24 protein-coding genes and 5 tRNA genes are annotated in these 24,035 nt (G+C 56.9%); 15 read left to right on the top strand and 14 right to left on the bottom strand.

Annotation, left to right across the window (positions count from 1 at the left end; all coding sequences use genetic code 11):
* Nucleotides 1–17: 17 nt before the first annotated feature.
* The 3 genes from HF650_RS07525 to HF650_RS07515 all read left to right on the top strand — a co-directional run bounded on the left by HF650_RS07525 (nt 18) and on the right by HF650_RS07515 (nt 2,584).
* On the top strand, nt 18–698 hold the full coding sequence (locus HF650_RS07525; RefSeq protein WP_187801831.1) for a type 1 glutamine amidotransferase domain-containing protein: 681 nt from the start codon (nt 18–20) through the stop codon (nt 696–698).
* A gap of 13 nt (nt 699–711) precedes the next feature.
* On the top strand, nt 712–1,188 hold the full coding sequence (locus HF650_RS07520; protein ID WP_187801830.1) for a kinase inhibitor: 477 nt from the start codon (nt 712–714) through the stop codon (nt 1,186–1,188).
* A gap of 112 nt (nt 1,189–1,300) precedes the next feature.
* Complete coding sequence (locus HF650_RS07515; RefSeq protein WP_187801829.1) at nt 1,301–2,584, top strand: putative acyl-CoA thioester hydrolase; 1,284 nt, start codon at nt 1,301–1,303, stop codon at nt 2,582–2,584.
* A gap of 67 nt (nt 2,585–2,651) precedes the next feature.
* Here the strand turns inward: HF650_RS07515 and pgl are convergent, their stop codons facing one another.
* Nucleotides 2,652–3,647, bottom strand: a complete 996-nt coding sequence (pgl, locus tag HF650_RS07510) for a 6-phosphogluconolactonase (RefSeq protein ID WP_187801828.1) — start codon at nt 3,645–3,647, stop codon at nt 2,652–2,654.
* A gap of 155 nt (nt 3,648–3,802) precedes the next feature.
* On the opposite strand from pgl, the gene HF650_RS07505 reads away from it, so the two are divergent.
* Nucleotides 3,803–4,621, top strand: coding sequence for a pyridoxal phosphatase (locus HF650_RS07505; protein WP_187801827.1), 819 nt, complete (start codon nt 3,803–3,805; stop codon nt 4,619–4,621).
* Between the two features lie 60 nt (nt 4,622–4,681).
* On the opposite strand, the gene HF650_RS07500 is transcribed toward HF650_RS07505, so the two are convergent.
* The 5 genes from HF650_RS07500 to HF650_RS07480 form a co-directional block, all read right to left on the bottom strand.
* A complete protein-coding gene (locus HF650_RS07500; protein WP_187801826.1) occupies nt 4,682–5,008 on the bottom strand; it encodes a hypothetical protein in 327 nt (108 codons plus the stop codon).
* Nucleotides 5,009–5,175: 167 nt separating this feature from the next.
* Nucleotides 5,176–6,234, bottom strand: coding sequence for a molybdenum ABC transporter ATP-binding protein ModC (gene modC / locus HF650_RS07495; RefSeq protein WP_187801825.1), 1,059 nt, complete (start codon nt 6,232–6,234; stop codon nt 5,176–5,178).
* Between the two features lie 3 nt (nt 6,235–6,237).
* The gene (modB, locus tag HF650_RS07490; protein ID WP_187801824.1) at nt 6,238–6,927 is read right to left on the bottom strand and encodes a molybdate ABC transporter permease subunit; all 690 of its coding nucleotides are present in this window, start codon (nt 6,925–6,927) and stop codon (nt 6,238–6,240) included.
* Entirely contained in the window at nt 6,924–7,700 is a 777-nt protein-coding gene (modA, locus tag HF650_RS07485; protein WP_187801823.1) for a molybdate ABC transporter substrate-binding protein, read from the bottom strand. The genes modB and modA overlap by 4 nt, the downstream gene beginning before the upstream one ends.
* Before the next feature lie 176 nt (nt 7,701–7,876).
* Nucleotides 7,877–8,038 (bottom strand): AcrZ family multidrug efflux pump-associated protein, encoded by a 162-nt coding sequence (locus HF650_RS07480; protein WP_187801822.1) that lies wholly within the window; start codon nt 8,036–8,038, stop codon nt 7,877–7,879.
* Between the two features lie 136 nt (nt 8,039–8,174).
* Here HF650_RS07480 and modE point away from each other — a divergent pair, with 136 nt between their 5' ends.
* The 9 genes from modE to gpmA all read left to right on the top strand — a co-directional run bounded on the left by modE (nt 8,175) and on the right by gpmA (nt 17,742).
* Complete coding sequence (modE, locus tag HF650_RS07475; RefSeq protein ID WP_187801821.1) at nt 8,175–8,963, top strand: molybdenum-dependent transcriptional regulator; 789 nt, start codon at nt 8,175–8,177, stop codon at nt 8,961–8,963.
* Between the two features lie 67 nt (nt 8,964–9,030).
* Complete coding sequence (gene modF / locus HF650_RS07470; RefSeq protein WP_187801820.1) at nt 9,031–10,500, top strand: molybdate ABC transporter ATP-binding protein ModF; 1,470 nt, start codon at nt 9,031–9,033, stop codon at nt 10,498–10,500.
* 178 nt (nt 10,501–10,678) lie between these two features.
* On the top strand, nt 10,679–11,608 hold the full coding sequence (locus HF650_RS07465) for a DUF2167 domain-containing protein (RefSeq protein ID WP_187801819.1): 930 nt from the start codon (nt 10,679–10,681) through the stop codon (nt 11,606–11,608).
* A gap of 2 nt (nt 11,609–11,610) precedes the next feature.
* The gene (locus HF650_RS07460; protein ID WP_223284283.1) at nt 11,611–12,306 is read left to right on the top strand and encodes a site-2 protease family protein; all 696 of its coding nucleotides are present in this window, start codon (nt 11,611–11,613) and stop codon (nt 12,304–12,306) included.
* Between the two features lie 216 nt (nt 12,307–12,522).
* Complete coding sequence (galE, locus tag HF650_RS07455; protein ID WP_023479508.1) at nt 12,523–13,539, top strand: UDP-glucose 4-epimerase GalE; 1,017 nt, start codon at nt 12,523–12,525, stop codon at nt 13,537–13,539.
* A gap of 11 nt (nt 13,540–13,550) precedes the next feature.
* On the top strand, nt 13,551–14,597 hold the full coding sequence (galT, locus tag HF650_RS07450; RefSeq protein WP_187801818.1) for a galactose-1-phosphate uridylyltransferase: 1,047 nt from the start codon (nt 13,551–13,553) through the stop codon (nt 14,595–14,597).
* Nucleotides 14,598–14,599: 2 nt separating this feature from the next.
* A complete protein-coding gene (galK, locus tag HF650_RS07445; RefSeq protein WP_187801817.1) occupies nt 14,600–15,748 on the top strand; it encodes a galactokinase in 1,149 nt (382 codons plus the stop codon).
* Nucleotides 15,742–16,782, top strand: coding sequence for a galactose-1-epimerase (gene galM / locus HF650_RS07440; RefSeq protein WP_187801816.1), 1,041 nt, complete (start codon nt 15,742–15,744; stop codon nt 16,780–16,782). Before galK ends, galM begins: the two co-directional genes overlap by 7 nt.
* A 207-nt stretch (nt 16,783–16,989) precedes the next feature.
* Complete coding sequence (gene gpmA / locus HF650_RS07435) at nt 16,990–17,742, top strand: 2,3-diphosphoglycerate-dependent phosphoglycerate mutase (RefSeq protein WP_023479514.1); 753 nt, start codon at nt 16,990–16,992, stop codon at nt 17,740–17,742.
* Between the two features lie 241 nt (nt 17,743–17,983).
* On the opposite strand, the gene aroG is transcribed toward gpmA, so the two are convergent.
* Nucleotides 17,984–19,036, bottom strand: coding sequence for a 3-deoxy-7-phosphoheptulonate synthase AroG (gene aroG / locus HF650_RS07430; protein WP_187801815.1), 1,053 nt, complete (start codon nt 19,034–19,036; stop codon nt 17,984–17,986).
* 319 nt (nt 19,037–19,355) lie between these two features.
* Between aroG and HF650_RS07425 the strand changes: the two genes are divergently transcribed.
* Nucleotides 19,356–19,739: a YbgS-like family protein gene (locus tag HF650_RS07425; protein ID WP_187802631.1), complete on the top strand. Its 384-nt coding sequence runs from the start codon at nt 19,356–19,358 to the stop codon at nt 19,737–19,739.
* A gap of 114 nt (nt 19,740–19,853) precedes the next feature.
* Nucleotides 19,854–20,786: a CDF family zinc transporter ZitB gene (gene zitB / locus HF650_RS07420; RefSeq protein WP_187801814.1), complete on the top strand. Its 933-nt coding sequence runs from the start codon at nt 19,854–19,856 to the stop codon at nt 20,784–20,786.
* Here the strand turns inward: zitB and pnuC are convergent.
* The 7 genes from pnuC to HF650_RS07385 all read right to left on the bottom strand — a co-directional run bounded on the left by pnuC (nt 20,783) and on the right by HF650_RS07385 (nt 24,014).
* Nucleotides 20,783–21,502, bottom strand: coding sequence for a nicotinamide riboside transporter PnuC (gene pnuC / locus HF650_RS07415; RefSeq protein ID WP_187801813.1), 720 nt, complete (start codon nt 21,500–21,502; stop codon nt 20,783–20,785). The genes zitB and pnuC overlap by 4 nt on opposite strands.
* A gap of 45 nt (nt 21,503–21,547) precedes the next feature.
* Entirely contained in the window at nt 21,548–22,591 is a 1,044-nt protein-coding gene (gene nadA / locus HF650_RS07410; RefSeq protein ID WP_187801812.1) for a quinolinate synthase NadA, read from the bottom strand.
* 654 nt (nt 22,592–23,245) lie between these two features.
* Nucleotides 23,246–23,321 (bottom strand) — tRNA-Lys (locus HF650_RS07405).
* A gap of 122 nt (nt 23,322–23,443) precedes the next feature.
* Nucleotides 23,444–23,519: transfer RNA gene (locus HF650_RS07400), tRNA-Lys, on the bottom strand.
* A 141-nt stretch (nt 23,520–23,660) separates the two neighbouring features.
* Nucleotides 23,661–23,736, bottom strand: a tRNA-Lys gene (locus tag HF650_RS07395).
* Between the two features lie 2 nt (nt 23,737–23,738).
* Nucleotides 23,739–23,814 (bottom strand) — tRNA-Val (locus HF650_RS07390).
* A gap of 124 nt (nt 23,815–23,938) precedes the next feature.
* A tRNA-Lys gene (locus HF650_RS07385) sits at nt 23,939–24,014 on the bottom strand.
* Nucleotides 24,015–24,035: the final 21 nt, after the last annotated feature.

Genomic DNA, 24,035 nt, shown 5'->3' with positions numbered 1-24,035 from the left:
TGAAAAATGGAGGATATATGGCAATTCTGATGGTTCTGACCTCGCATGACACCCTCGGCGATACCGGCAAGAAAACCGGTTTCTGGCTCGAAGAGTTTGCCGCACCCTGGTATATCTTTCAGGATGCAGGCGTAGAGGTGGTGCTCGCTTCTCCGGCGGGCGGCCAGCCGCCGCTCGACCCGACCAGCGATGCGCCGGATGCGCAGACGCAGGACACCGAGCGTTTCCGGAAAGATGAAAAAGCGCAGCAGGCGCTGGCAAACACTCTGCCCCTGAGCAGCATCAACATCAGCGATTATGACGCGGTCTTTTTCCCGGGCGGCCACGGCCCGCTGTGGGACCTGGCTGAGCACCCCATCTCTATCGATCTGATTGAAAAATATTGGGCCGAGGGGAAACCGGTCGCGGCGGTCTGCCACGCGCCCGGCGTGCTGCGCCATGTGAAAAAACCGGACGGCACGCCGCTGGTGCAGGGTAAACGTGTTACCGGTTTTACCAACAGCGAAGAAGAGGCGGTTGGCCTGACGAAAGTGGTGCCGTTCCTGGTTGAAGATTCACTGAAACAGGCAGGCGGGCAGTTCGAGCGCACCGATGACTGGGGCGTCTATGTGGTGACCGACGGCCATCTGGTCACCGGCCAGAACCCGGCCTCCTCTGCGGCAACCGCCGAAGAGTTGCTGAAACTGCTGCACCGCTAAGCAAGGAGGCCGCATGAAGTTACTCAGCCATAATTTTCGTGACGGCGAGAAGCTGCCGCTGCGTCACGTGTTTAACGGCATGGGCTATGAGGGCGATAATATTTCGCCCCACCTGACATGGGATGAGGTGCCTGCGGGCACCAAAAGCTTTGTCGTTACCTGCTTTGATCCTGATGCCCCCACCGGCTCCGGCTGGTGGCACTGGATTGTGGCGAACTTGCCAGCGGACACCCGCGTGCTGCCGCAGGGCGCCGGTTCCGGCAGTGCCGCGTTGCCGGAAGGGAGCGTGCAGACGCGCACCGACTTCGGCAGCGACGGGTATGGCGGCGCAGCACCGCCGAAAGGCGAAACCCACCGCTATATCTTCACCGTTCACGCGCTGGACGTGGAGAAGCTGGATGTCGACGAGAACGCCAGCGGGGCAATGGTCGGCTTTAATGTCCATTTCCACACCCTCGGCAGCGCCACTCTCACCGCCCTTTTTAGCTAAAAGCCAGGGTTTTACAGCCGATTTAACAAATCGGCTTCCCGTTTCGCTCAACTTAGTATAAAAAAGCAGGCATTACGCTATCCCCTTTAACTTGCATAGTCTGGAGCACCCCTTGAACACATCATCGGTTTCCCGTCTGGCGCTGGCGCTCGCTTTTGGCGTGACACTGACCGCCTGTAGCTCGACGCCGCCCTCTGAGCGTCCGTCTGAACAAACTGCGCCGGGCACCTCCTCGCGCCCGATCCTAAGCGTTGATGAAGCGAAAAACTTCACCGCCGATCGCTACTTCACCCCGCTGGCCGCCAACAGCGCCGCGTGGAAGCCTTACGCGATCCGCGTGCCGGAAAAAGCAGATTTTGTGGTTGGACCGGCCGGTACGGCGGGTGTCACCCACACCACCATTCAGGCTGCGGTTGACGCTGCCATCAATAAACACGCCAGCGACCGCCAGTATATTGCGGTGATGCCGGGTGAATATGAAGGCACGGTCTATGTACCGGCGGCTTCAGGCAGCGTGACCATTTACGGTACCGGTGAGAAAGCGGCGGATGTGAAGATTGGTCAGGCGATCGATTCTGAAATGGATCCGACCAGCTGGCGTCGTCTGGTCAACCCATCGGGCAAATATATGCCGGGTAAACCGGCGTGGTATATGTTTGATGCCTGCCAGCGCAGCCGCGCCGCGACCGTCGGCGTGATGTGCTCCGCAGTGGTCTGGTCGCAGAACAACGGGCTGCAACTGCAAAACCTGACCATTCAGAATACACTCGGCGACAGCGTCGATGCCGGCAACCACCAGGCGGTGGCGCTGCGCAGCGATGGCGATAAAGTGCAGATCAACAACGTCAATATCCTGGGTCGCCAGAACACCTTCTTTGTGACTAACAGCGGCGTGGATAACACCCTGCGCAGCGATCGCCAGACCCGCACGCTGGTGACCAACAGCTATCTGGAAGGCGATGTGGATATCGTTTCCGGACGCGGCGCGGTGGTGTTTGATAACACCGATTTCCGCGTGGTCAACTCGCGCACTCAGCAGGCAGGCTATGTCTTCGCACCGTCTACCCTGGCGAATCTCTATTACGGTTTCCTCGCCGTCAACAGCCGCTTTACCGCTGCGGGTAACGGTGTCGCGCAACTAGGACGCTCGCTGGATGTCGACAGCAGCACCAACGGCCAGGCTGTGATCCGCGATAGCGTGATTAACGAAGGCTTTAATGTTGCGAAACCGTGGGGCGATGCCGCCGTATCGGGCCGCGCTTATGCTGGCAATACCGGCACTGCGGATGATAAAGGCAACATCCAACGCGATTTGAACGATGCGAAGTTCAACCGCTTCTGGGAGTTCAACAACCGCGGCCTCGGCAGCAAAGTGGTTGCTGAGCCGAAGAAGTAATTCGCATCTGAAAACAAAAAACCTCGCCGCGGCGAGGTTTTTTTATGCCCGGAGATTATTCCGGTGATTACATGGCGTTAATCACTACCCACATCGGGCCTTGGCCCACGGCGTAACGCGCTTTTTCTGCCAGCAGCCCCTGCGCACCGGCAATCTCATACAGCGCGATGTGATGAGATTTCTGTCCGGCGGCAATCAGGTATTTCCCGCTGTTATCGATATTGAAGCCGCGCGGCTGGGTTTCCGTCGGCTGGAAGCCCTCTACGGCGATAACGCTGCCATCTTCCGACACGCTGAAGATGGTCAGGGTGCTGGAGGTACGGTCGCAGGCATAGAGATGGCGGCCATCCGGCGTGATATGGATATCCGCCGCCCAGCGGGTATCGGTAAAGTCCGGCGGCATCATATCCACGGTCTGCACGCACTCGGTTTTGCCGTGCGGATCGCTAAGCTGCCAGACATCGACGCTGCTGTTGAGTTCGTTAACGCAGTAGGCGAAACGCTTATTGGGGTGGAAGGCCATATGGCGCGGGCCTGCGCCCTCAACGGTGGTCACTTCCGATGGCTCCTGCGCAGTCAGCGCGCCCGTTTCACCGAGGGTAAAGAGACAGATGCGATCCTGCTTCAGAGCCGGGACAAACAGCGTGCGGTTATCCGGCGAAATATTGGCCGAGTGGCACCCTTCCAGCCCCTCTTCAAGGTGTACGGTCTCGCCCGGAATGCCATCGTTGAGGCGCACGACGCTGACGCTGCCTGCATTGTAGGAGGCGCTAAACAGGAAACGACCGCTGTGATCGGTGGAGATATGGGTCGGGCTGCCGGAGAGCGGCGCTTCCGCGGCATAGCTCAGCGCGCCATCTTCAGGGGAGATACGGTACGCGAGAACGCGAAATTCAGGGCGAACGCCAACGTAGAGGTAACGTTTATCCGGGCTGACAACCATCGGCTGCACCTGGCCTGGCACATCGACAACCTGCACCAGCGTCAGGCTGCCTTCGGAATTCAAACGCCAGACGTGGATCTGCTGACTTTCGGGGCTGGCGGTATAAACGGTCTGTTTCATGAACACTCCTTTCCTCTAATTCTTCTCTGCGTTAAGTAACCAGGATAGCCGTTTTTGCGGCGTGATGCTGAATTTCGCCCTCAGATTTTGCGCATGCGGCAACGGGGTGTACCATCCCCGGACACGAAATTTCACCTTCAACTACGGGAAACGATATGACCTCGCGCGTAATAGCACTCGATTTAGACGGTACGCTTTTAACCCCGAAGAAGACGCTTCTGCCCTCTTCCCTTGAAGCGCTAGCACGCGCAAAAGCCGCCGGGCATCTGCCCATTATCGTGACCGGTCGGCACCATGTCGCTATCCACCCTTTTTATCAGGCGCTGGCGCTGGATACACCTGCAATTTGCTGTAATGGCACCTATTTGTATGATTATCATGCAAAAAAGGTGCTCGCCGCCGATCCGCTGCCGGTTAACCAGGCGCAACAGTTGATCGCCCTGCTGGAGGAGTACCAGGTACATGGCTTGATGTATGTCGATAACGCCATGCTCTATGAAAAGCCAACCGGCCATGTGCTGCGCACCACCGCCTGGGCCGAGGCACTGCCGCCCGAGCAGCGCCCGGTCTTTCAGCAAGTTGACTCCCTGCGCGCCGCGGCCGCCGAAGTGGAAGCTATCTGGAAATTCGCTCTCACTGATGAAGATACCGGCAAACTGAAGAACTTTGCTCACCATGTTGAGCAGACATTAGGGCTGGAGTGCGAGTGGTCATGGCACGATCAGGTAGATATCGCCCGCGCCGGTAACAGCAAAGGCAAACGGCTGGCCGAATGGGTCGCCGCGCAGGGGTTGTCGATGCAGGATGTGGTGGCTTTCGGCGACAACTATAACGATATCAGTATGCTACAGGCTGCAGGCACCGGTGTGGCAATGGGCAATGCCGACGATGCGGTGAAAGCCCACGCTAATGTGGTGATTGGTGATAACACCGTCGATAGCATCGCCCAATTTATCTATCAAGAGCTGCTCTAATCAGGCGGTTATCGACACGCTTTTTATTTGGCGAGGCGCAAAACCTCGCCGCTATCTGGCTTAACGATATCGACCTGATGGCACGGCAATATAGCAGAGCAGTGCAAACCCAACAGCGCCGAAGCGGATGGGTTCAGAGTAATCAATATCGTAATTGATGTGAAAAAAGCCTTTAAGAAAAGAGGTGCCATGGATCGCAAGGCAAAACTGGATGCCAACGATGCCAAAAACGAACAGGGTGTAAAAGATATGGAGAAACCGCGAATTTCTTGTATCTACAAATACTTTTCCAATCAGCAGGACGAAAAGCACCAGCAATGACACGAGGTAATATATAACTTCGGCCACCCATGTGTTGGTATTGAAAATAACACTATCCTCTGCCATCGCCCCTTCTCCTTTGAAATGATCATATCTTACGTCTGGCAATTGCTCTTCTTCCCGCTACGCTTGAGCGGCAATTGTGCCATAAGGCATTTCCTGTGTGGAAATCAGAAGCTTATGTCATGAAAAAATGGGGAGATGAAACGGGCGCAACGCCCGTTTTCTGACTATCAGGCGGTGATCGACACGCTTTTGATTTGGGCGTAGAGCCACTGGCCGGGTTTGATACTGAGTTCATCCCGTGCCCAGGGGCTGATACGTGCCCAGAGCGTTCTTCCGCCGACGTCGAGCTGCACTTCCACCTGCCCGTCGACATCGAAACACTGCACGATTTTGGCACGCAGTATATTGCGGATACTGGTGTTCATCGGCGGCTGCAGCACCAGCGACACATCGGTGGCCTGGATGCGGATGCGCAGCGCGCTTTTCAGCGGCCGGTCGATCTTATTGACCCAGATATGCTGATCGCCCAGCGCCAGCGCGGTCATTGCATAGTGCGGATGGTGTTCCAGCACCAGCACTCTCAGCACACTGCTCTGCTGCTCTGGCGGCAGCCACGGGTTCATTACGCTGCTGCCCCACACATCTTCGAGGCTGCCAAAAGCTTTCACTTCGCCCGCTTCCAGCACCATCACTTTATCTGCCAGATGCAGGATCTCATCCAGCGAGTGGCTGACATAGAGCATCGGGATATTGATCTCCTGCGCCAGCCGTTGCAGGTAGGGGAGCAGTTCCCGCTTGCGCGGAATATCCAGCGAGGCCAGCGGCTCATCCAGCAGCATCAGCTCCGGCGCGGTCAGTAATGCGCGACCGATTGCCACACGCTGCTTCTCACCGCCGGAGAGACCACCGGGCAGCCGGTCGAGCAGCGGCTCGATGCCGAGCAGCGTCACCAGCTTGTCAAACTGCCCGGCCATCGATTTCGCCATACCGTAGCGCAGATTGCCACGCACGCTGTAGTGCGGAAAGAGGCGCGCATCCTGAAAGACATAGCCGACGCGGCGCTTTTCGGGCGGCAGGCACACCTTGCGTTCGGTATCGAAGAGCACGCGATCGTTAAGCACGATGCGCCCCTCTTCTGGCTTTGTCAGGCCGCCGATGGCGTTAATCAGTGAGGTTTTTCCCGCGCCCGAGACGCCGAAAATCGCGGTGATGCCACTGGCGGGCAGCGTTTCGGCGATACGTAACCGGTGAGTGCCCAGCGTCTGGGTGAAATTAAGCTCCAGCATCGGTTATCTCCCGGTCCGTTCACGGCTCACGCGCGCCAGCCACTCTGAAATCAGCAGTGAGATCAGCGCCAGAATAATCGAAATAATGCACAGCCGTGCGGCGGCGCTTTCGCCCCCCGGCATCTGAATTAAGGTGTACATGGCAGAGGGAATGGTGCGGGTTTCACCCGGAATATTGGAAACAAAGGTAATGGTCGCGCCAAACTCGCCGAGAGAGCGGGCAAAGGCCAGCACCGTGCCGACAATAATCCCCGGCAGGGTGAGCGGTAAGGTGATGGTAAAAAAGACGCGCCAGCGCCCGGCCCCCAGGGTACGGGCAGCCTGTTCGAGCCTGGTATCGACACTCTCCAGCGCGAGGCGAATGGCGCGCACCATCAGCGGGAAGGACATCACTGCAGCGGCTAAAACCGCGCCGCGCCAGCTGAAGGCGAAAGTGATGCCAAACCAGTCATAGAGCCACTGACCGACAATCCCACGGCGACCCATGGCGATCAGCAGCAGGTAACCGACTACTACCGGCGGCAGCACCAGCGGCAGATGGAGCACGCTGTCGAGCAAGGCTTTGCCCGGAAACGTGCGGCGCACCAGCAGCCAGGCAAAGAAGATCCCAAAGGGCAAACTGAGTAATACCGCCAGGGAAGAGACTTTAAGGCTCAGCAGAACAGCCTGCCATTCAGGATCGGTCAATATCATTCGTGCGTTGTAAATCCGTAACGTTTAAAGATTTCAGAAGCCTGCGGGCCTTTCAGATAGTCATAAAACGCGCTCACCGTTGCGTTTTTATGGCCATCAACAATCGCCAGCGGGTATTCCACTTTTTTATGCGACGCTTCCGGGAAGGTGCCCACCACTTTTACCCCTTTGCTGGCTACCGCGTCAGAGCCGTAGACAATGCCTAACGGCGCTTCGCTGCGCTCCACCAGCGCCAGCGCGCCGCGAACATCCTCCGCAGGCGCCAGTTTCGGCGAGAGGGTTTCCCAGGCGCCCAGTTTTTGCAACGCCTCTTTGGCGTAGATCCCGGCCGGAACATGATCCGGATCGCCCACCGCCAGACGGCCGCCTTTCAGCAGGCTGTTCCAGTCGGTTTTCGCATCAATCTTGATCTCGCCCTGCGCGCTGCTTTTCGGCGCAACGACCACCAGGCTGTTACCGAGCAGGGTTTCACGACTGGCGCTATCTACCGCGTTTTTCTCGACGGCGTAATCCATCCACTTCTGATCGGCAGAGATAAAGAGATCTGCCGGCGCGCCCGCTTCAATCTGGCGCGCCAGCGTAGAAGATGAGGCGAAGGAGGAGACCACCTCAACCTGCTTCTCTTTGGTGTACGCGGCGGCGATATCATGCATCGCGTTGGTCAGCGAGGCGGCGGCAAAAACGGTGATTTTACTCTCTTGCGCCACCGCCTGCCCGGCGACAGCGAGCGTCAATGTTGCGCCAACCAGCAGACGTAATCCTGTGCGTGCCATTTTTACTCCTCTCATTTTCGCTATATAAAAAAAAACATAACGATAGTATCAGAGAATGCCCGCGCGCCGGAAATACCCATCAATAATTAAAACCTACTTAACTATATCGGCAGAAAGGGAAAAGATCTTGAATGGCAGAGAGCGAAACGCCCACAACGTGGGCGTTTGGGAAGGGATTAGCGCGATTGGGTGGGGGTATTGCGGCGCTTTTCGCGGTGTCCAACGGCGGAAAAGACGTTGAACACTTCACCCAGGCCATAAATCAGGCCGAGGATGATCGCCATAACCACCGGCACCATAATCACGGCAAAAACCAGGCTTTTCAACAGCTCTAACATGGTCGTCTCCAGAAAGTGAGAATGCGGCATTCTAGCCTGAACATAGTGTAAAACACTCGCCTTTTGTGCGATTGCCTGGCACTAGGCGCGTCGGCCCTTTTCCTTCACAATAGCCCTTTTGCGAGGGAAGTGCGTTATGCAGGCTGAAATTCTCCTTACTCTTAAACTCCAGCAGCGCCTCTTCGCCGACCCGCGCCGCATCGCCTTGCTTAAGCAGATTGAGCAAACCGGCTCCATCAGCCAGGGCGCGAAGAACGCCGGGATCAGCTACAAAAGCGCGTGGGACGCCATCAATGAGATGAACCAGCTCAGTGATCAGACGCTGGTTGAGCGTGCCACCGGTGGCAGAGGTGGTGGTGGCGCAGTCGTCACGCGCTATGGGCTACGTCTTATTCAGCTCTACGACCTGCTGGGGCAGATCCAACAAAAAGCCTTTGATGTGCTGAGCGATGACGATGCTCTGCCGCTCGACAGCCTGCTGGCGGCTATCTCACGCTTCTCACTGCAAACCAGCGCCCGCAATCAGTGGTTTGGTACCGTCACCGCCCGCGACCACCAGCAGGTGCAGCAGCATGTCGAGGTGTTGCTGGCGGATGGGCAGACCCGCCTTAATGCGGCGGTCACGGCGCAAAGCGCTGAACGCTTAGGGCTGGAAGCAGGCAAAGAGGTATTGGTGCTGCTGAAAGCGCCGTGGATCAACCTGACCTGCGATGCGCAGCTCGCGGCCCAGGCGGATAACCAGATAACCGGCGCGATTCTCCATATTGCGCACGGCGAAGCGCAGAGCGAAGTGCTGATCGCCCTGCCGGATGGGCAGACGCTCTGCGCCACGGTGCCGAACCCACAAGTAGAGGATATGCAGGAACAGCAGCAGGTGACGGCATATTTTAATGCTGATCGGGTGATTCTCGCCACGTTGTGCTGAGGGCATTGACAAGCCAGACCATTGCACGTATCCCTGAGGTTCTGTGCTGCAAAACCTGGGATACATCATGTCATCATTGCAAATTTCGCAAGGTACGTTTCGTCTTAGCGACACCCGCACGCTGCATCTTGAAGATCTCCGCCTGCAGGCCGGAGAGAGCTGGGCCTTTGTCGGTGCCAACGGCAGCGGCAAATCGGCGCTGGCCCGCGCGCTGGCAGGTGAGCTAACGCTGCTTAACGGCGAGCGGCAGTGCCACTTTAGCCGCCTTACTCGCCTCTCTTTCGAGCAGCTGCAAAAGTTGGTCAGCGAAGAGTGGCAGCGCAATAACACCGATATGCTCTCGCCAGGCGAAGAGGATACCGGGCGCACTGCCGCCGATATCATCCAGGATGAGATCAAAGACCCGTCGCGCTGTGCCGAACTGGCGGCGCAGTTTGGCATAACCCATCTGCTTGAGCGGCGCTTTAAATACCTCTCGACCGGCGAAACCCGCAAAACCCTGCTCTGCCAGGCGCTGATGGCGCAGCCGGAGCTGCTTATTCTTGATGAACCGTTTGACGGGCTGGATGTGGACTCCCGCCAGCAGCTCGCCCAGCTGCTGGCACGCCTGAATGCCGATGGCTATACGCTGGTGCTGGTGCTTAACCGTTTCGATGAGATCCCGGAATTTGTGCAGCATGCGGGCGTACTGGCCGATTGCGCGCTCACGGAGACCGGCGAGAAAGAGGCTTTGCTTCAGCAGGCGCTGATTGCCCAACTGGCGCATAGCGAACAACTGAGCGGCATGGCGCTGCCGGAGCCAGATGCTGCGCCCGCCCGCGCGACGCTCGATCCCAGCGCAGCACTGATTGTGCTTAACGACGGCGTGGTCTCCTATGATGACCGCCCAATCATCAATCACCTCTGCTGGCAAGTGAATCCGGGCGAGCACTGGCAGATCACCGGCCCGAACGGCGCCGGGAAATCGACGCTGCTGAGCCTGATTACCGGCGATCATCCGCAGGGCTACAGCAACGATTTAACCCTGTTTGGCCGCCGTCGCGGCAGCGGCGAGACCATCTGGGACATCAAAAAACATATTGGCTATGTCAGCAGCAGCCTGCATCTCGATTACCGCGTTAGCACCACGGTGCGCAATGTGATCCTCTCCGGTTATTTTGACTCGATTGGCATCTACCAGGCGGTCTCCGATAAGCAGCACAAGCTGGCGCAGCAGTGGCTCGATATTCTCGGCTTTGATGACCGTACCGCCGACGCACCGTTTCACAGCCTCTCCTGGGGGCAGCAGCGGCTGGCGCTGATCGTTCGCGCGCTGGTTAAACACCCGACGCTGCTGATCCTTGACGAGCCGTTGCAGGGGCTGGATCCGCTCAATCGCCAGCTGGTACGCCGCTTTATTGATGTGCTGATTGGCGAAGGGGAAACCCAGCTGCTGTTTGTCTCCCATCACGCCGCCGACGCCCCCTCCTGTATCACCCACCGGCTGGCGTTTATTGCCGATGGCGAGAGCTACCGCTATCTCTTGACACCACAATAATTGGGGGGCTGCTTCGCCTCCTGGCTCTGTGCTGTAATAGTGTGCGCGCGTTTAAGCGTAAAAAAATAATGTTCGCTTACTGGCTTGCTGATGACCTCCCGGTTACCTGCGGCCAGTTTTTGTTATGGCAAGAAAAAAGCCCGCCGACGGACGACGGGTCAATATAAACGGGACCTTTATGACTCAATATCTCTCCCTCCCCCGCGCCCTGACGCTGGTCGCGGCGCTCTGCTTTGGTTTCAGTACGCTAAGTTTTGCCGAAGAGGCAGCACCGGACCCTAACGAAGCAAAAATTAACCAGGCCGTAGAGAACATGCAGCGCGTGAGCGTGCCTGGCCCACATAAAGTCAGTCTGGGTAACCAGGCAGTACTCAACCTCCCGGCCGGTTTTACCTATATTCCCCCGGCGCAGGCAGCGGCATTTATGCGCGAACTGGGCAACCAGGTTGATGAAAGCGCCTTTTACGGGCTGGTATTCAACGATGCGATTTCTGGATTCGTCTCTATCGAATATGACAATGCCGGTTATATCAAAGATGACGATGCCAAAGACTGGGACGCGGCCGAACTGCTGAGCAATCTGCAGGAGGGAACCAAAGAGGGCAACAAGATGCGCAGCGAGAAAGGCATTCCGCCCATCGAAGTGGTCGGCTGGGTTGAGAAGCCGAGCTATGACGCGGCAACGCATCGCCTCATCTGGTCAGCTGCAATTCGCGACATCGGCAGTAACGTCCCGCTGAAGGAGCAAGGCGTGAACTACAACACCTACCTGCTCGGTCGTGAAGGCTATCTCTCGCTGAACCTGGTGACCGATCGCGGTACTGTGGAGCAAGAGAAGCCGCTGGCGAAAACCCTGCTTAACGCTGTGACCTTTAACGACGGCAAAAAGTACAGCGACTTTAACGCCTCAACCGACAAGATCGCCGAGTATGGTCTGGCGGCGCTGATCGGCGGCCTGGCGGCGAAGAAACTCGGTCTGCTGGCGATTATCGGCGTGACGCTACTGAAGTTCTGGAAACTGGCGCTGATTGCCCTGGCCGGCGCGGGCGTTGGCATCAAGAAGCTGCTGTTCCGCAAAAAGAACGACAAATCTAAGATCGTCGAATAAGCATGAAGCTGCTGTTTCTGCTGTTTAAAGGTGCGACCCTCGGCAAGCTGCTGCTTTCCGGGGGGACGATGTTGCTGTCGGTGGCGACCTATGCGCTGGCCTTCGGCTGGCCCTACGCCACCGGGTTGGTTGCGCTGCTCTTTTGTCATGAGCTGGGCCACTATCTTGCGGCGCGCCAGCGTAACTTGCCGGTGGGTCTGCCGATGTTTATCCCTTTCGTCGGTGCCTGGGTGGCGCTGAAAGAGGCGTTTCCCGATGCCGAGACGGAAGCATGGGTCGGGATTGCCGGTCCTCTGCTCGGCTCGCTCGCCGCGCTCGGCTGCTACTATCTGGCGGAGTACCTCGACAGTTCGATGCTGATGGCGGTGGCTTACGCCGGTTTTTTCCTCAATCTTTTTAACCTGATCCCGATTCCGCCCCTTGATGGCGGGCGCATTACCGTCGCCATTTCACGCAAGATTTGGTACCTCGGTATCCCGCTACTACTTGGTTTCTTTTATCTCCATCCTAGCCCGCTGCTGCTGATTGTCTGCCTGCTGGCGGCTTCGCAAATCTGGGCGCGGCGCAAAGAAACACCCAATTTAACCGCACTCACCCCTGGCAAACGTCTGGAATATACCCTTTTGTACTTTGGGCTGATTGCCTGGCTCTCCCTGATGACCTATAACCTCCACGGGGCGCTGGCCAGCTTTCGCTGACCTCCTCTGCGTCACTGCAGCGCAGTGACGTCATTTTCAGACTAATCATACTCGTCGGCGCAGCCCGGTAAATACGCGGCTGTCCCGGCGTTGATGCGGCATTGCGGGCGGTTAGAAAATCAGTGTAAACGATTCCACTATTTTATCCCATGTCACACTTTTAGCCGCTCTGTTATGCTAAGGTTAATTCATATCAAATGCTTGATGGAGTCAAATATGCGAGTTCTGGTTACTGGTGGTAGCGGTTACATAGGAAGCCACACATGTGTGCAACTGCTGCAAAACGGTCACGACGTTATCATTCTCGACAACCTCTGCAACAGTAAGCGCAGCGTGCTTAACCAGATTGAGCGCTTTGGCGGTAAACGGGCTCTCTTCGTCGAGGGCGATATTCGTGATGAAGCGCTGCTGGCCGAGATCCTGCACGATCACGCCATTGAAGCGGTGATCCACTTCGCCGGGCTGAAGGCCGTCGGCGAATCCGTTGCCAAACCGCTGGAGTATTACGACAACAACGTCAACGGCACGCTGCGCCTGATTAACGCCATGCGCGCCGCCAATGTGAAGAACTTTATCTTTAGCTCCTCGGCAACCGTCTATGGCGATCAGCCGAAAATTCCGTATGCCGAAAGCTTCCCGACCGGTACGCCACAAAGCCCATACGGTAAAAGCAAACTGATGGTTGAGCAGATACTCACCGACCTGCAGAAAGCGCAGCCGGAGTGGAGCATTGCGCTGCTGCGCTACTTCAACCCGGTAGGCGCGCATCCGTCAGGCGATATGGGTGAAGATCCGCAGGGGATTCCAAACAACTTAATGCCCTATATCGCCCAGGTGGCGGTGGGCCGTCGCGAATCGCTGGCGGTGTTCGGCAATGATTACCCGACAGAAGATGGCACCGGCGTGCGCGACTATATCCACGTGATGGATCTGGCCGACGGCCACGTGGCCGCCATGCAGCAGCTCGCAGGCAAACCGGGCGTGCATATTTACAACCTCGGTGCCGGCGTCGGCAGCAGCGTGCTTGATGTAATTAACGCCTTCAGCAAAGCCTGCGGCAAACAAATTGCCTGGCACTTCGCGCCGCGCCGTGACGGCGATCTCCCGGCCTACTGGGCAGACGCCACCAAAGCCGACAAAGAGCTGAACTGGCGCGTAACACGCACCCTTGATGAAATGGCAGAAGATACCTGGCGCTGGCAGTCACGCCATCCGCAGGGCTATCCCGATTAACAGGAGTGGTAATGTCGCAATTTAACCCGGTCGATCACCCGCATCGCCGCTACAATCCGCTGACGGATCAGTGGATTCTGGTCTCTCCGCACCGTGCAAAACGCCCCTGGCAAGGGGCGCAGGAGACGCCGTCTAAACAGACGCTCCCTGCGCACGATCCGGACTGTTTCCTCTGTCCGGACAATATCCGTGTCACCGGGGATAAAAACCCCGACTACACCAGCACCTATGTCTTTACCAATGACTTTGCGGCGCTGATGACCGACACGCCGGATGCGCCAGAGAGTAACGACCCGCTGATGCGCAGCCAGAGCGCGCGTGGCACCAGCCGGGTTATCTGCTTCTCGCCGGACCACAGCAAAACGCTGCCAGAGCTGAGCGTTGAGGCGCTGGAAGAGGTGGTAAAAACCTGGCAGCAGCAGACCGCTGAGCTGGGGAAAACCTACCCGTGGATCCAGGTTTTTGAGAACAAAGGCGCGGCGATGGGCTGCTCCAACCCGCATCCGCACGGACAAGTGTGGGCCAACAGCTTCCTGCCGAATGAAGCCGAGCGCGAAGATCGCCTACAAAAAGCCTACTTTGCCGAACACCACTCGCCGATGCTGGTGGATTATGTGCAGCGCGAGCTGAAAGATGGCAGCCGCACGGTAGTTGAAACCGAGCACTGGCTGGCGGTAGTTCCCTACTGGGCCGCCTGGCCGTTTGAAACGCTGCTGCTACCGAAAGCCGCCGTACAGCGCATTACCGAGTTAACCGACGCACAGCGCAGCGATCTGGCGCTGGCGCTGAAAAAACTGACCAGCCGCTACGACAACCTGTTCCAGTGCTCCTTCCCCTACTCGATGGGCTGGCACGGCGCGCCATTTAATGGCGAAGAGAACGCACACTGGCAGCTGCACGCGCACTTCTATCCGCCGCTGTTGCGCTCCGCAACGGTGCGTAAATTTATGGTCGGCTACGAGATGCTCGGCGAAACCCAGCGCGATCTCACGGCGGAACAAGCGGCCGAACGCCTGCGCGCGGTCAGTGATATCCATTTTCGCGAATCCGGAGAATAACAATGAGCCTGAAAGAGAGAACAGACGCGCTGTTTGCTGAGACATTCGGCTACCCTGCCACCCACACCATCCAGGCCCCGGGCCGCGTCAACCTGATTGGCGAACATACCGATTACAACGACGGTTTTGTGCTGCCCTGCGCTATCGATTACCAGACGGTGATCAGCTGCAAAGCGCGCGATGATCGCACTGTACGCGTGGTAGCTGCGGATTATGACAACCAGCGCGATGAGTTTTCGCTGGACGCGCCGATTGTGGCGCACGACAGCCAGCAGTGGTCCAACTATGTGCGCGGCGTGGTGAAACATCTGCAACAGCGCGATGCCAGCTTCGGCGGGGCAGATCTGGTGATCAGCGGCAATGTGCCGCAGGGTGCGGGCTTAAGCTCCTCTGCCTCACTGGAAGTGGCGGTTGGTACCGTCTTCCAGCAGCTCTACCATCTGCCGCTTGACGGGGCGCAGATTGCGCTCAACGGCCAGGAAGCGGAGAACCAGTTTGTCGGTTGTAACTGCGGCATTATGGATCAGTTGATCTCTGCGCTTGGCAAGAAAGGCAGCGCGCTGCTGATCGACTGCCGCTCGCTCGGCACCAAAGCGGTCTCCATGCCGGAAGGCGTGGCGATTGTCATTATCAACAGCAACTTTAAACGCACGCTGGTGGGCAGCGAATACAACACCCGCCGCCAGCAGTGTGAAACCGGCGCGCGCTTCTTTCAGCAAAAAGCGCTGCGTGATGTCAGCCTCGAACAGTTCAACACCGTGGCGAATGAGCTTGATCCGCTGGTCGCGAAACGTGTACGCCATGTGCTGACCGAGAACGCCCGCACCGTGGAAGCGGCCGCCGCGCTGGAGAGAGGCGATCTGCAACGCATGGGCGAACTGATGGCAGAATCCCACGCCTCTATGCGCGACGATTTCGAAATCACCGTGCCGCAAATCGACACGCTGGTGGAGATCGTGAAAGCGACCATCGGTAATAAAGGTGGCGTGCGCATGACCGGCGGTGGCTTCGGCGGCTGCGTCGTTGCGCTGGTACCGGAAGCGCTGGTGCCAGAGGTCAAACAGGCGGTCGAGAGCCAGTACGAAGCGAAAACCGGCATCAAAGAGACCTTCTACGTATGTAAACCTTCTCAGGGGGCAGGACAGTGCTGATTGAAACGCCTGCGGTAGCACCCGATGGGCTACCGGTACGACTGATCACCCTGCGCAACGGCGCGGGGATGGTGGTGAGCTTAATGGACTGGGGCGCGACGCTGCTCTCTGCGCGTGTACCGATGAAAGATGGCAGCGTGCGCGAAGCGCTGCTCGGCTGCGCGACGCCGGAGCACTACTGGGAACAGACCGCCTATCTCGGTGCGTCTATTGGCCGGTATGCGAACCGCATTGCGAAGAGCCGCTTTACCCTTAATGGCGAGACCTGGTCGCTGACCCCAAGCCAGGGCGAAAACCAGCTGCATGGCGGCCCGGAAGGGTTCGATAAACGCCGCTGGCGTATTGAGCGCCAGAACGACAGCGAAGCGCTTTTCTCCCTCACCTCGCCGGATGGCGATCAGGGTTATCCTGGCACGGTAAACGCCACGGCCTATTTCCATCTTGGTGAAGATAACCGCATTACGATTGAGTACCGCGCGACCACCGACAAGCCCTGCCCGGTCAACCTGACCAATCACGCCTATTTCAACCTTGATGGCGCGCAGGGCGATGTCCGCAACCATACGCTGCAGCTGCTGGCCGATGCCTATCTGCCGGTGGATGAGATGGGCATTCCGACCGGCGATCTGAAAAAGGTAGCGCTGACCAGTTTTGATTTCCGTACGCCAAAAACTGTGGCCGAGGAGTTCCTCAGCGATGAGGATCAGCGTGTGGTGAAGGGTTACGATCACGCCTTTTTACTGCAGGCGCAGGGGGATGTGAATACGCCTGCGGCGCACCTGTGGTCGACGGATAAGCAGCTGCAAATGTCGGTCTATACCACCGCACCTGCGCTGCAGTTCTACTCCGGTAACTACCTGGAAGGAACACCTGCGCGCGGCGGGAAAAGCTACAGCGCATGGCAGGGGCTGGCGCTGGAGAGCGAGTTTTTGCCCGACAGCCCGAACCGCCCGGACTTCCCACAGCCGGATTGTACGCTGCAACCTGGCGACGAGTATGTCAGCCGGACGGAGTATCACTTTATTCCGCTCTGAGCGTAAGCCCTCCTCCCGGAGGGCTTTTTTTTGCCCTTTTTGCGGAAATATACGCCACTTATCCTCAAAACAATAACCCTCGATTCACAAGCGGCTTACACTCTGCGCCTATTTTCGCTATGGTTAAGGGTAATCGTTGCCGGGCAGTGCGCTTCGGCAATACAATGAGAATCGTTATCATTAAATCAGGCTCACAGGAGTAAGTGTATGGCTGTTACTAAGCTGGTTCTGGTTCGTCATGGCGAAAGCCAGTGGAACAACGAAAACCGCTTCACCGGTTGGTACGATGTTGATCTGTCAGAGAAAGGCGTTGGCGAAGCGAAAGCGGCAGGCAAACTGCTGAAAGCTGAAGGCTACGCGTTTGATTTTGCTTATACCTCTGTGCTGAAACGTGCCATCCACACGCTGTGGAACGTTCTGGACGAACTGGATCAGGCATGGTTGCCGGTTGAGAAGAGCTGGAAACTGAACGAACGTCACTATGGTGCGCTGCAGGGTCTGAACAAAGCAGAAACCGCTGAAAAATATGGCGACGATCAGGTTAAACAGTGGCGTCGCGGCTTCGCCGTTACCCCGCCGGCGCTGACCAAAGATGATGAGCGTTTCCCGGGCCACGATCCGCGCTACGCGAAACTGACCGAACAAGAGCTGCCGCTGACCGAAAGCCTGGCGCTGACCATCGATCGCGTGATCCCTTACTGGAATGAAACCATTCTGCCGCGCCTGAAAAGCGGTGAGCGCGTGATCATCGCCGCACACGGTAACTCCCTGCGCGCGCTGGTGAAATACCTCGACAACATGAGCGAAGAAGCGATCCTTGAACTGAACATTCCGACCGGCGTGCCGCTGGTGTATGAGTTCGACGAAAACTTCAAACCGATTAAGCACTACTATCTGGGTAACGCGGATGAGATCGCCGCGAAAGCTGCTGCGGTAGCAAACCAGGGTAAAGCGAAGTAATAAAAAAAAGCCGGACATCAATGATGCCCGGCTTATGATTCTCAGGCCCGGTACGCTTCGCGCTGCCGGGCTTTTTGCTGCGTGATATTGCCGGATGGCGGCTTTGCCTTATCCGGCCTACGGTAACAAACCGCTGGAACCGCGTAGGCCGGATAAGCGCTTGCGCGCCATCCGGCATTAGCACCGCTGCTCTTTTGCCGGATGGCGGCTATGCCTTATCCGGCCTACAAACAGCGCGTTGTTAACCGCGGCGTGCTTTAACGGCTTGCGCTAACTGACGCAGCACCGCGTCGGTATCTTCCCAGCCGATACAGGCATCGGTCACGCTTTTGCCATAGACCAGCGCATCGCCGCTCTCAAGGCTCTGGTTGCCTTCTACCAGGTGGCTCTCAATCATCACGCCCATAATCGCCTTGTCACCGCCCGCGATCTGCTGGCAAACATCGGCGCTCACCTCCAGCTGCTTTTTAAACTGCTTGCTTGAGTTCGCATGGCTGAAGTCGATCATCACCTGCGCAGGCAAGCCCGCTTTTTCCAGCCCTGCTTTTACTTCAGCGACATGCTTCGCGCTGTAGTTCGGCTCTTTGCCGCCTCGCAGGATGATATGGCAATCGCCATTACCCGCCGTGTTGACGATCGCAGAGTGGCCCCATTTGGTCACGGAGAGGAAGCAGTGCGGCGCGCCAGCAGCGTTGATGGCGTCAATCGCCACTTTGATAGTACCGTCGGTGCCATTTTTAAAACCGACCGGGCAAGAGAGACCAGAAGCCAGTTCACGGTGTACCTGGGATTCTGTTGTACGCGCGCCAATTGCGCCCCAGCTCATCAAATCCGCCATATATTGCGGGGTGATCATATCGAGAAACTCCCCCGCCGCCGGCAGCCCGCTATCGTTGATCTCCAGCAGCAGTTTGCGGGCAATACGCAGGCCGTCATTAATGCGGAAGCTGTTATCCATATGCGGATCGTTAATCAGTCCCTTCCAACCAACGGTAGTGCGCGGTTTTTCAAAATAGACGCGCATCACGATTTCCAGCTCGCCCTTCAGTTCGTCACGAAGCGCCAGCAGGCGCGAAGCATACTCTTTTGCCGCCGCGGGATCGTGAATAGAACAGGGACCGATCACCACTAGCAGGCGGTCATCGTTGCCGCGCAGGATTTGATGAATAGCCCGGCGAGCCTGAGAGACCGTTCTGGCAGCGGTTTCGGTAGCGGGGAATTTTTCAAGCAGCGCGACAGGAGGGAGTAATTCGTTGATCTCTTTGATGCGTAAATCGTCGTTCTGATAAGTCATGATCTTTCCAGTGTGAACACGTTTTTTAGAAGAAAAGCAATCTGACCAATCTATCTTGCTCGCGGCGAAGTGTAAACGCGATTTTACACTTCGCACGGATAATTCCTGGAATCAAGAGAAAGCGGTGGGAAAAGTAGCAAGTTGCCACATCCCTACTACACTTTTTAACTGTAAATACCTTTGTTTTACATTTTTTTCGTTATTCCATGCTGCTACTTATGGCAGACATGGCATCTTTCACCACTGAGCGTGCGATGGGTTCGTGCATATTCTGCCGATGTCCCGCGCGGCATTAGACGACCAGCACAGGAGCATCATGATGAAAATGAATAAATTAGCGACTCTTTTACTGACCACCACACTCACTCTGGCAGGCGGCGCGGCATATGCGGCGGATGCATCCTCTTCAAATGGTAGCAACGGTGATGCGAACGCAGCAGCGAACGCAGGCCAGGTTGCGCCTGACGCGAAACAGAACGTCGCGCCAAATAATGTTGATAACAGCAATATTAATACCGGTAACACAAATACTAACTCCACCTCAACGCAGATGGAGCACCAGTCTGGCCACATGAGCAAAGAAGAAGTGCACAAAAACACCATGTGTAAAGATGGTCGTTGCCCGGATGTGAATAAAAAGATTGAAACCGGTAGCGGTGACAATAGCGAAGTCAACACCAAGACTGACGGCACCACCCAGTAAGGGGTGATGCTGAAGTAAGAAGGAGAGCTGAGGCTCTCCTTTTTTTATTCCTTACGGCGCAAAATCTGCAATGATGTAGGCGTTTTCTCAACGGTTAAAAGGATAGATCCCATCATGGCGCACGCTCACTCGCATGGCTCATCGGATGCCAATGCCCGCCGTCTGTTGCTGGCCTTTACGGTCACCGCTCTATTTATGGTTATTGAAGTGGTGGGCGGGATTATTTCCGGCTCGCTGGCGCTGCTGGCCGATGCCGGACATATGTTAACGGATGCAGCGGCCCTGCTCTTCGCCCTGCTCGCGGTGTGGTTTGCCCGCCAGCCTCCGAGCGCCAAACGCACCTTCGGCTGGCTACGTCTGACGACGCTTGCTGCCTTTATCAACGCCCTTGCGCTCGTGCTGATAACAATCTGGATCGTCTGGGAAGCTATCCTGCGCTTCAACCATCCGCAGCCGGTGGCCGGGGGGACGATGATGGCGATCGCCATCGCAGGCCTTGTGGCCAATTTGCTCTCCTTCTGGCTGCTGCATCGCGGTAGCGAAGAGAAGAACCTTAACGTGCGCGCCGCTGCGCTGCATGTGCTGGGCGATCTGCTTGGCTCCGTTGGCGCCATTGTCGCGGCAGTGGTGATTATGGTGACCAACTGGACGCCCATCGACCCGATTCTGTCGGTGCTGGTTTCTGCGCTGGTGCTGAAGAGCGCGTGGCGCTTGATGAAGGAGAGCGTCAATGAACTGTTGGAGGGAGTGCCCGCTTCGCTGGATATCGGTGCGTTACAGCGCCATTTGCGCCGAGCGATTCCGGAAATCCGCGATGTGCACCATGTGCACGTCTGGCAGGTGGGTGAAAAACCGCTGATGACCCTGCATGTGCAGGTGATCCCGCCGCGCGATCACGATAAGTTGCTCGGCGAGATCCACCACTTCCTGGCGCACCATTATGAGATTGCTCATGCGACGGTGCAGATGGAGTATCAGCCCTGTAGCGGCTCAGACTGCCGTCTGGGCGACGTTACGGTCGATCACCATCACGGACATCATCACTAATGTGAAAGCGCGCGAGAGCCTCGCTCACGCGCGCTCTTAATCCACATCCGGCTGCCGTTCAGGGCAATGAAGGTAAGGATCATATATTCCAGCGACATTGCCCATACGCCCTGCAGTGCAAAAATCACCACGCTTATCACATTGATAATCACCCACAGCAGCCAGTTTTCGACATATTTGCGCGTCATCAGGATCATCGCCACGATGGAGAGGACCATCATGCAGGAGTCCCAGAACGGAAAAGCATCAGGCTGCAGCGTTGGCATCGCTACGTCCAGTCCGACTACCTGCATGAGGTTGACGGCGATACGCGTCAGGAAAGCGAACACCGGGTTGATAAACAGCGTCATCAGTCCAATTGCCACCACGCAGGCGGCAAGCCAGCCAAACGCTTTGCTGCGCGGTAACCAGCGGATTTGCAGCTCGGCCTCATTTTGCGAAGTCTGGCGTGACCATGCGTACCAGCCATATATATTGGCAGCGAAGAAAAAGAGCTGCAGCAACAGGCTGGCGTAGAGCTGGATCTGAAAGAAGATGATGGCGAAGAGCGTAACGTTAATCAGGCCAAAGGCGTAGTTGCTGATTTTCTCAAGGCTGGCGAGCCAGATACAGAGTAAACCCGCCAACGTTCCTGCGGCTTCAATCCATGAAAGGTCGTATCCCCCGGCACCGATCGGAATGTGCACGAGGATGTTTTGCGTACTAAAAAAGTCCATTCTTTCCCCAGAGCGTAGTATTACGCGTTGATATCTATGAAAACGTTAAGGTCGAAGTGTAGCTGCAAAATCAAGCATGCGGTTAAGCGGCAGCAGCGCGCGTTCACGCAGAGCGGCATCCACTTCTATTGCATGTGCCGTTCCGCCCTGCTCCAGCCCGTCGGCAATGGCTTTAAGGCCGTTCATCGCCATCCAGGGGCAGTGGGCGCAGCTGCGGCACGTTGCTCCTTCGCCAGCCGTTGGCGCCTCAATCAGCGCTTTATGCGGCACGGCCTGCTGCATCTTATAAAAGATCCCGCGGTCGGTGGCGACAATCAGTTGCGAGTGAGGCAGCGTTTTTGCGGCCTGGATCAACTGGCTGGTCGAACCGACCGCATCGGCTAACTCTACCACCGCCTGCGGTGATTCAGGATGCACCAGGATCGCGGCATCTGGATAGAGCGCTTTCATACGGCGCAGCGCCTGGGTTTTGAACTCATCATGGACGATACACGCCCCCTGCCAGCAGAGCACATCCGCGCCCGTCTGCTTCTGGACGTAATGCCCAAGATGGCGATCCGGTGCCCAGATAATTTTTTCGCCGAGGCTATCGAGGTGCTCAATTAACTCTACCGCAATGCTTGAGGTCACTACCCAGTCGGCGCGGGCTTTTACCGCTGCCGAGGTGTTGGCATAGACCACCACCGTGCGATCCGGGTGCGCATCGCAGAACGCGTTAAACGGTTCGATCGGGCAGCCGAGATCGAGGGAGCATTCAGCCTCAAGGGTGGGCATCAGGATCGTTTTTTCCGGGCTGAGGATTTTCGCCGTTTCTCCCATAAAACGCACGCCCGCGACCAGCAGCGTCGAGGCAGCATGACGAGCACCAAAGCGCGCCATATCCAGCGAGTCGGAGATGCAGCCGCCGGTCTCTTCCGCCAGTTGCTGGATCTCCGGGTCGGTGTAGTAGTGGGCGACCATCACCGCATTGCGCTCTTTCAGCAAACGTTTGATTTTATCGCGGTAAAAGGCTTTTTCCGCAGGATTCAGCGGCGCGGGTTTGGCAGGAAAGGGATAGATTGCGGCTTCAGGATCAAACATTACGCTCATGATGCTCACTCGTTTTGCGTGCTTAACATGATAACCCCAACAGCGCCTGGATAGAGTTCTTTAAGCGGCTGTTGTTTTATATACTAAACAAGATAACCGATTGCAGAGATATTGTCGCGGTGAATTTGTACATCGTGGGGGAATGGATAGCGTGGATAATTGCCCGCTGGCGCTGCGCTTAGCAGGCCTACGAAAACCAGGCACGGAGAGGTGTTGTAGGCCGGATAAGGCAAAGCCGCCATCCGGCAGTGCGCTCAGGGGCAACACAGAATGCCTGCTGGCGCTGCGCTTAGCAGGCCTACGAAAACCAGGCACGGAGAGATGTTGTAGGCCGGATAAGGCAAAGCCGCCATCCGGCAGTGCGCTCAGGGGCAACACAGAACGCCTGCTGGCGCTGCGCTTAGCAGGCCTACGAAAACCAGGCACGGAGAGATGTTGTAGGCCGGATAAGGCAAAGCCGCCATCCGGCAGTGCGCTCAGGGGCAACACAGAACGCCTGCTGGCGCTGCGCTTAGCAGGCCTACGAAAACCAGGCACGGAGAGATGTTGTAGGCCGGATAAGGCAAAGCCGCCATCCGGCAAGAAGAGCGCACGGAATTTTCAAATCGCAGATAGCAGATAGCAAAAAAGCGCCTTTAGGGCGCTTTTTTACATTGGTGGGTCGTGCAGGATTCGAACCTGCGACCAATTGATTAAAAGTCAACTGCTCTACCAACTGAGCTAACGACCCTTTGCAGGGATTCTTCGAAGTGGTGGGTCGTGCAGGATGACTCGGCTCTCGCCTCGCCCGTCTGGGCCGTTGCTGACGCAACGTTATCCTTCACGCTTAACACCTTCACCAATTATCAAAATTGGTGGGTCGTGCAGGATTCGAACCTGCGACCAATTGATTAAAAGTCAACTGCTCTACCAACTGAGCTAACGACCCATACAGGGTAGCGACTTCGAAGATAAATCTTTGGAACCACGTAATGCGTGGCAATTGTGCAGGATGAGTCGGCTTTCGCCGGCGGGCTGTTGCTGACGCAACGCTATCCTTCACGTTAAAACTCTTCACCACACTTAATAGTGGTGGGTCGTGCAGGATTCGAACCTGCGACCAATTGATTAAAAGTCAACTGCTCTACCAACTGAGCTAACGACCCGGTGGTGGGTGATGACGGGATCGAACCGCCGACCCCCTCCTTGTAAGGGAGGTGCTCTCCCAGCTGAGCTAATCACCCGATACTGCGCTGGATACTGCTAAGTGGTGGGTCGTGCAGGATGACTCGGCTTTCGCTTCGCCCTACGGGCCGTTGCTGACGCAACGTTATCCTTCACGTTAAAACTCTTCACCAGACTTAATAGTGGTGGGTCGTGCAGGATTCGAACCTGCGACCAATTGATTAAAAGTCAACTGCTCTACCAACTGAGCTAACGACCCACTTTTGTGCTGCGTCCGGGC

The organism is Kosakonia sp. SMBL-WEM22 (assembly GCF_014490785.1).
Classification (GTDB): Bacteria; Pseudomonadota; Gammaproteobacteria; order Enterobacterales; family Enterobacteriaceae; genus Kosakonia.
The sequence above is the reverse complement of the archived record's forward strand: the minus strand, read 5'-3'. Positions and strand labels throughout refer to the sequence as shown.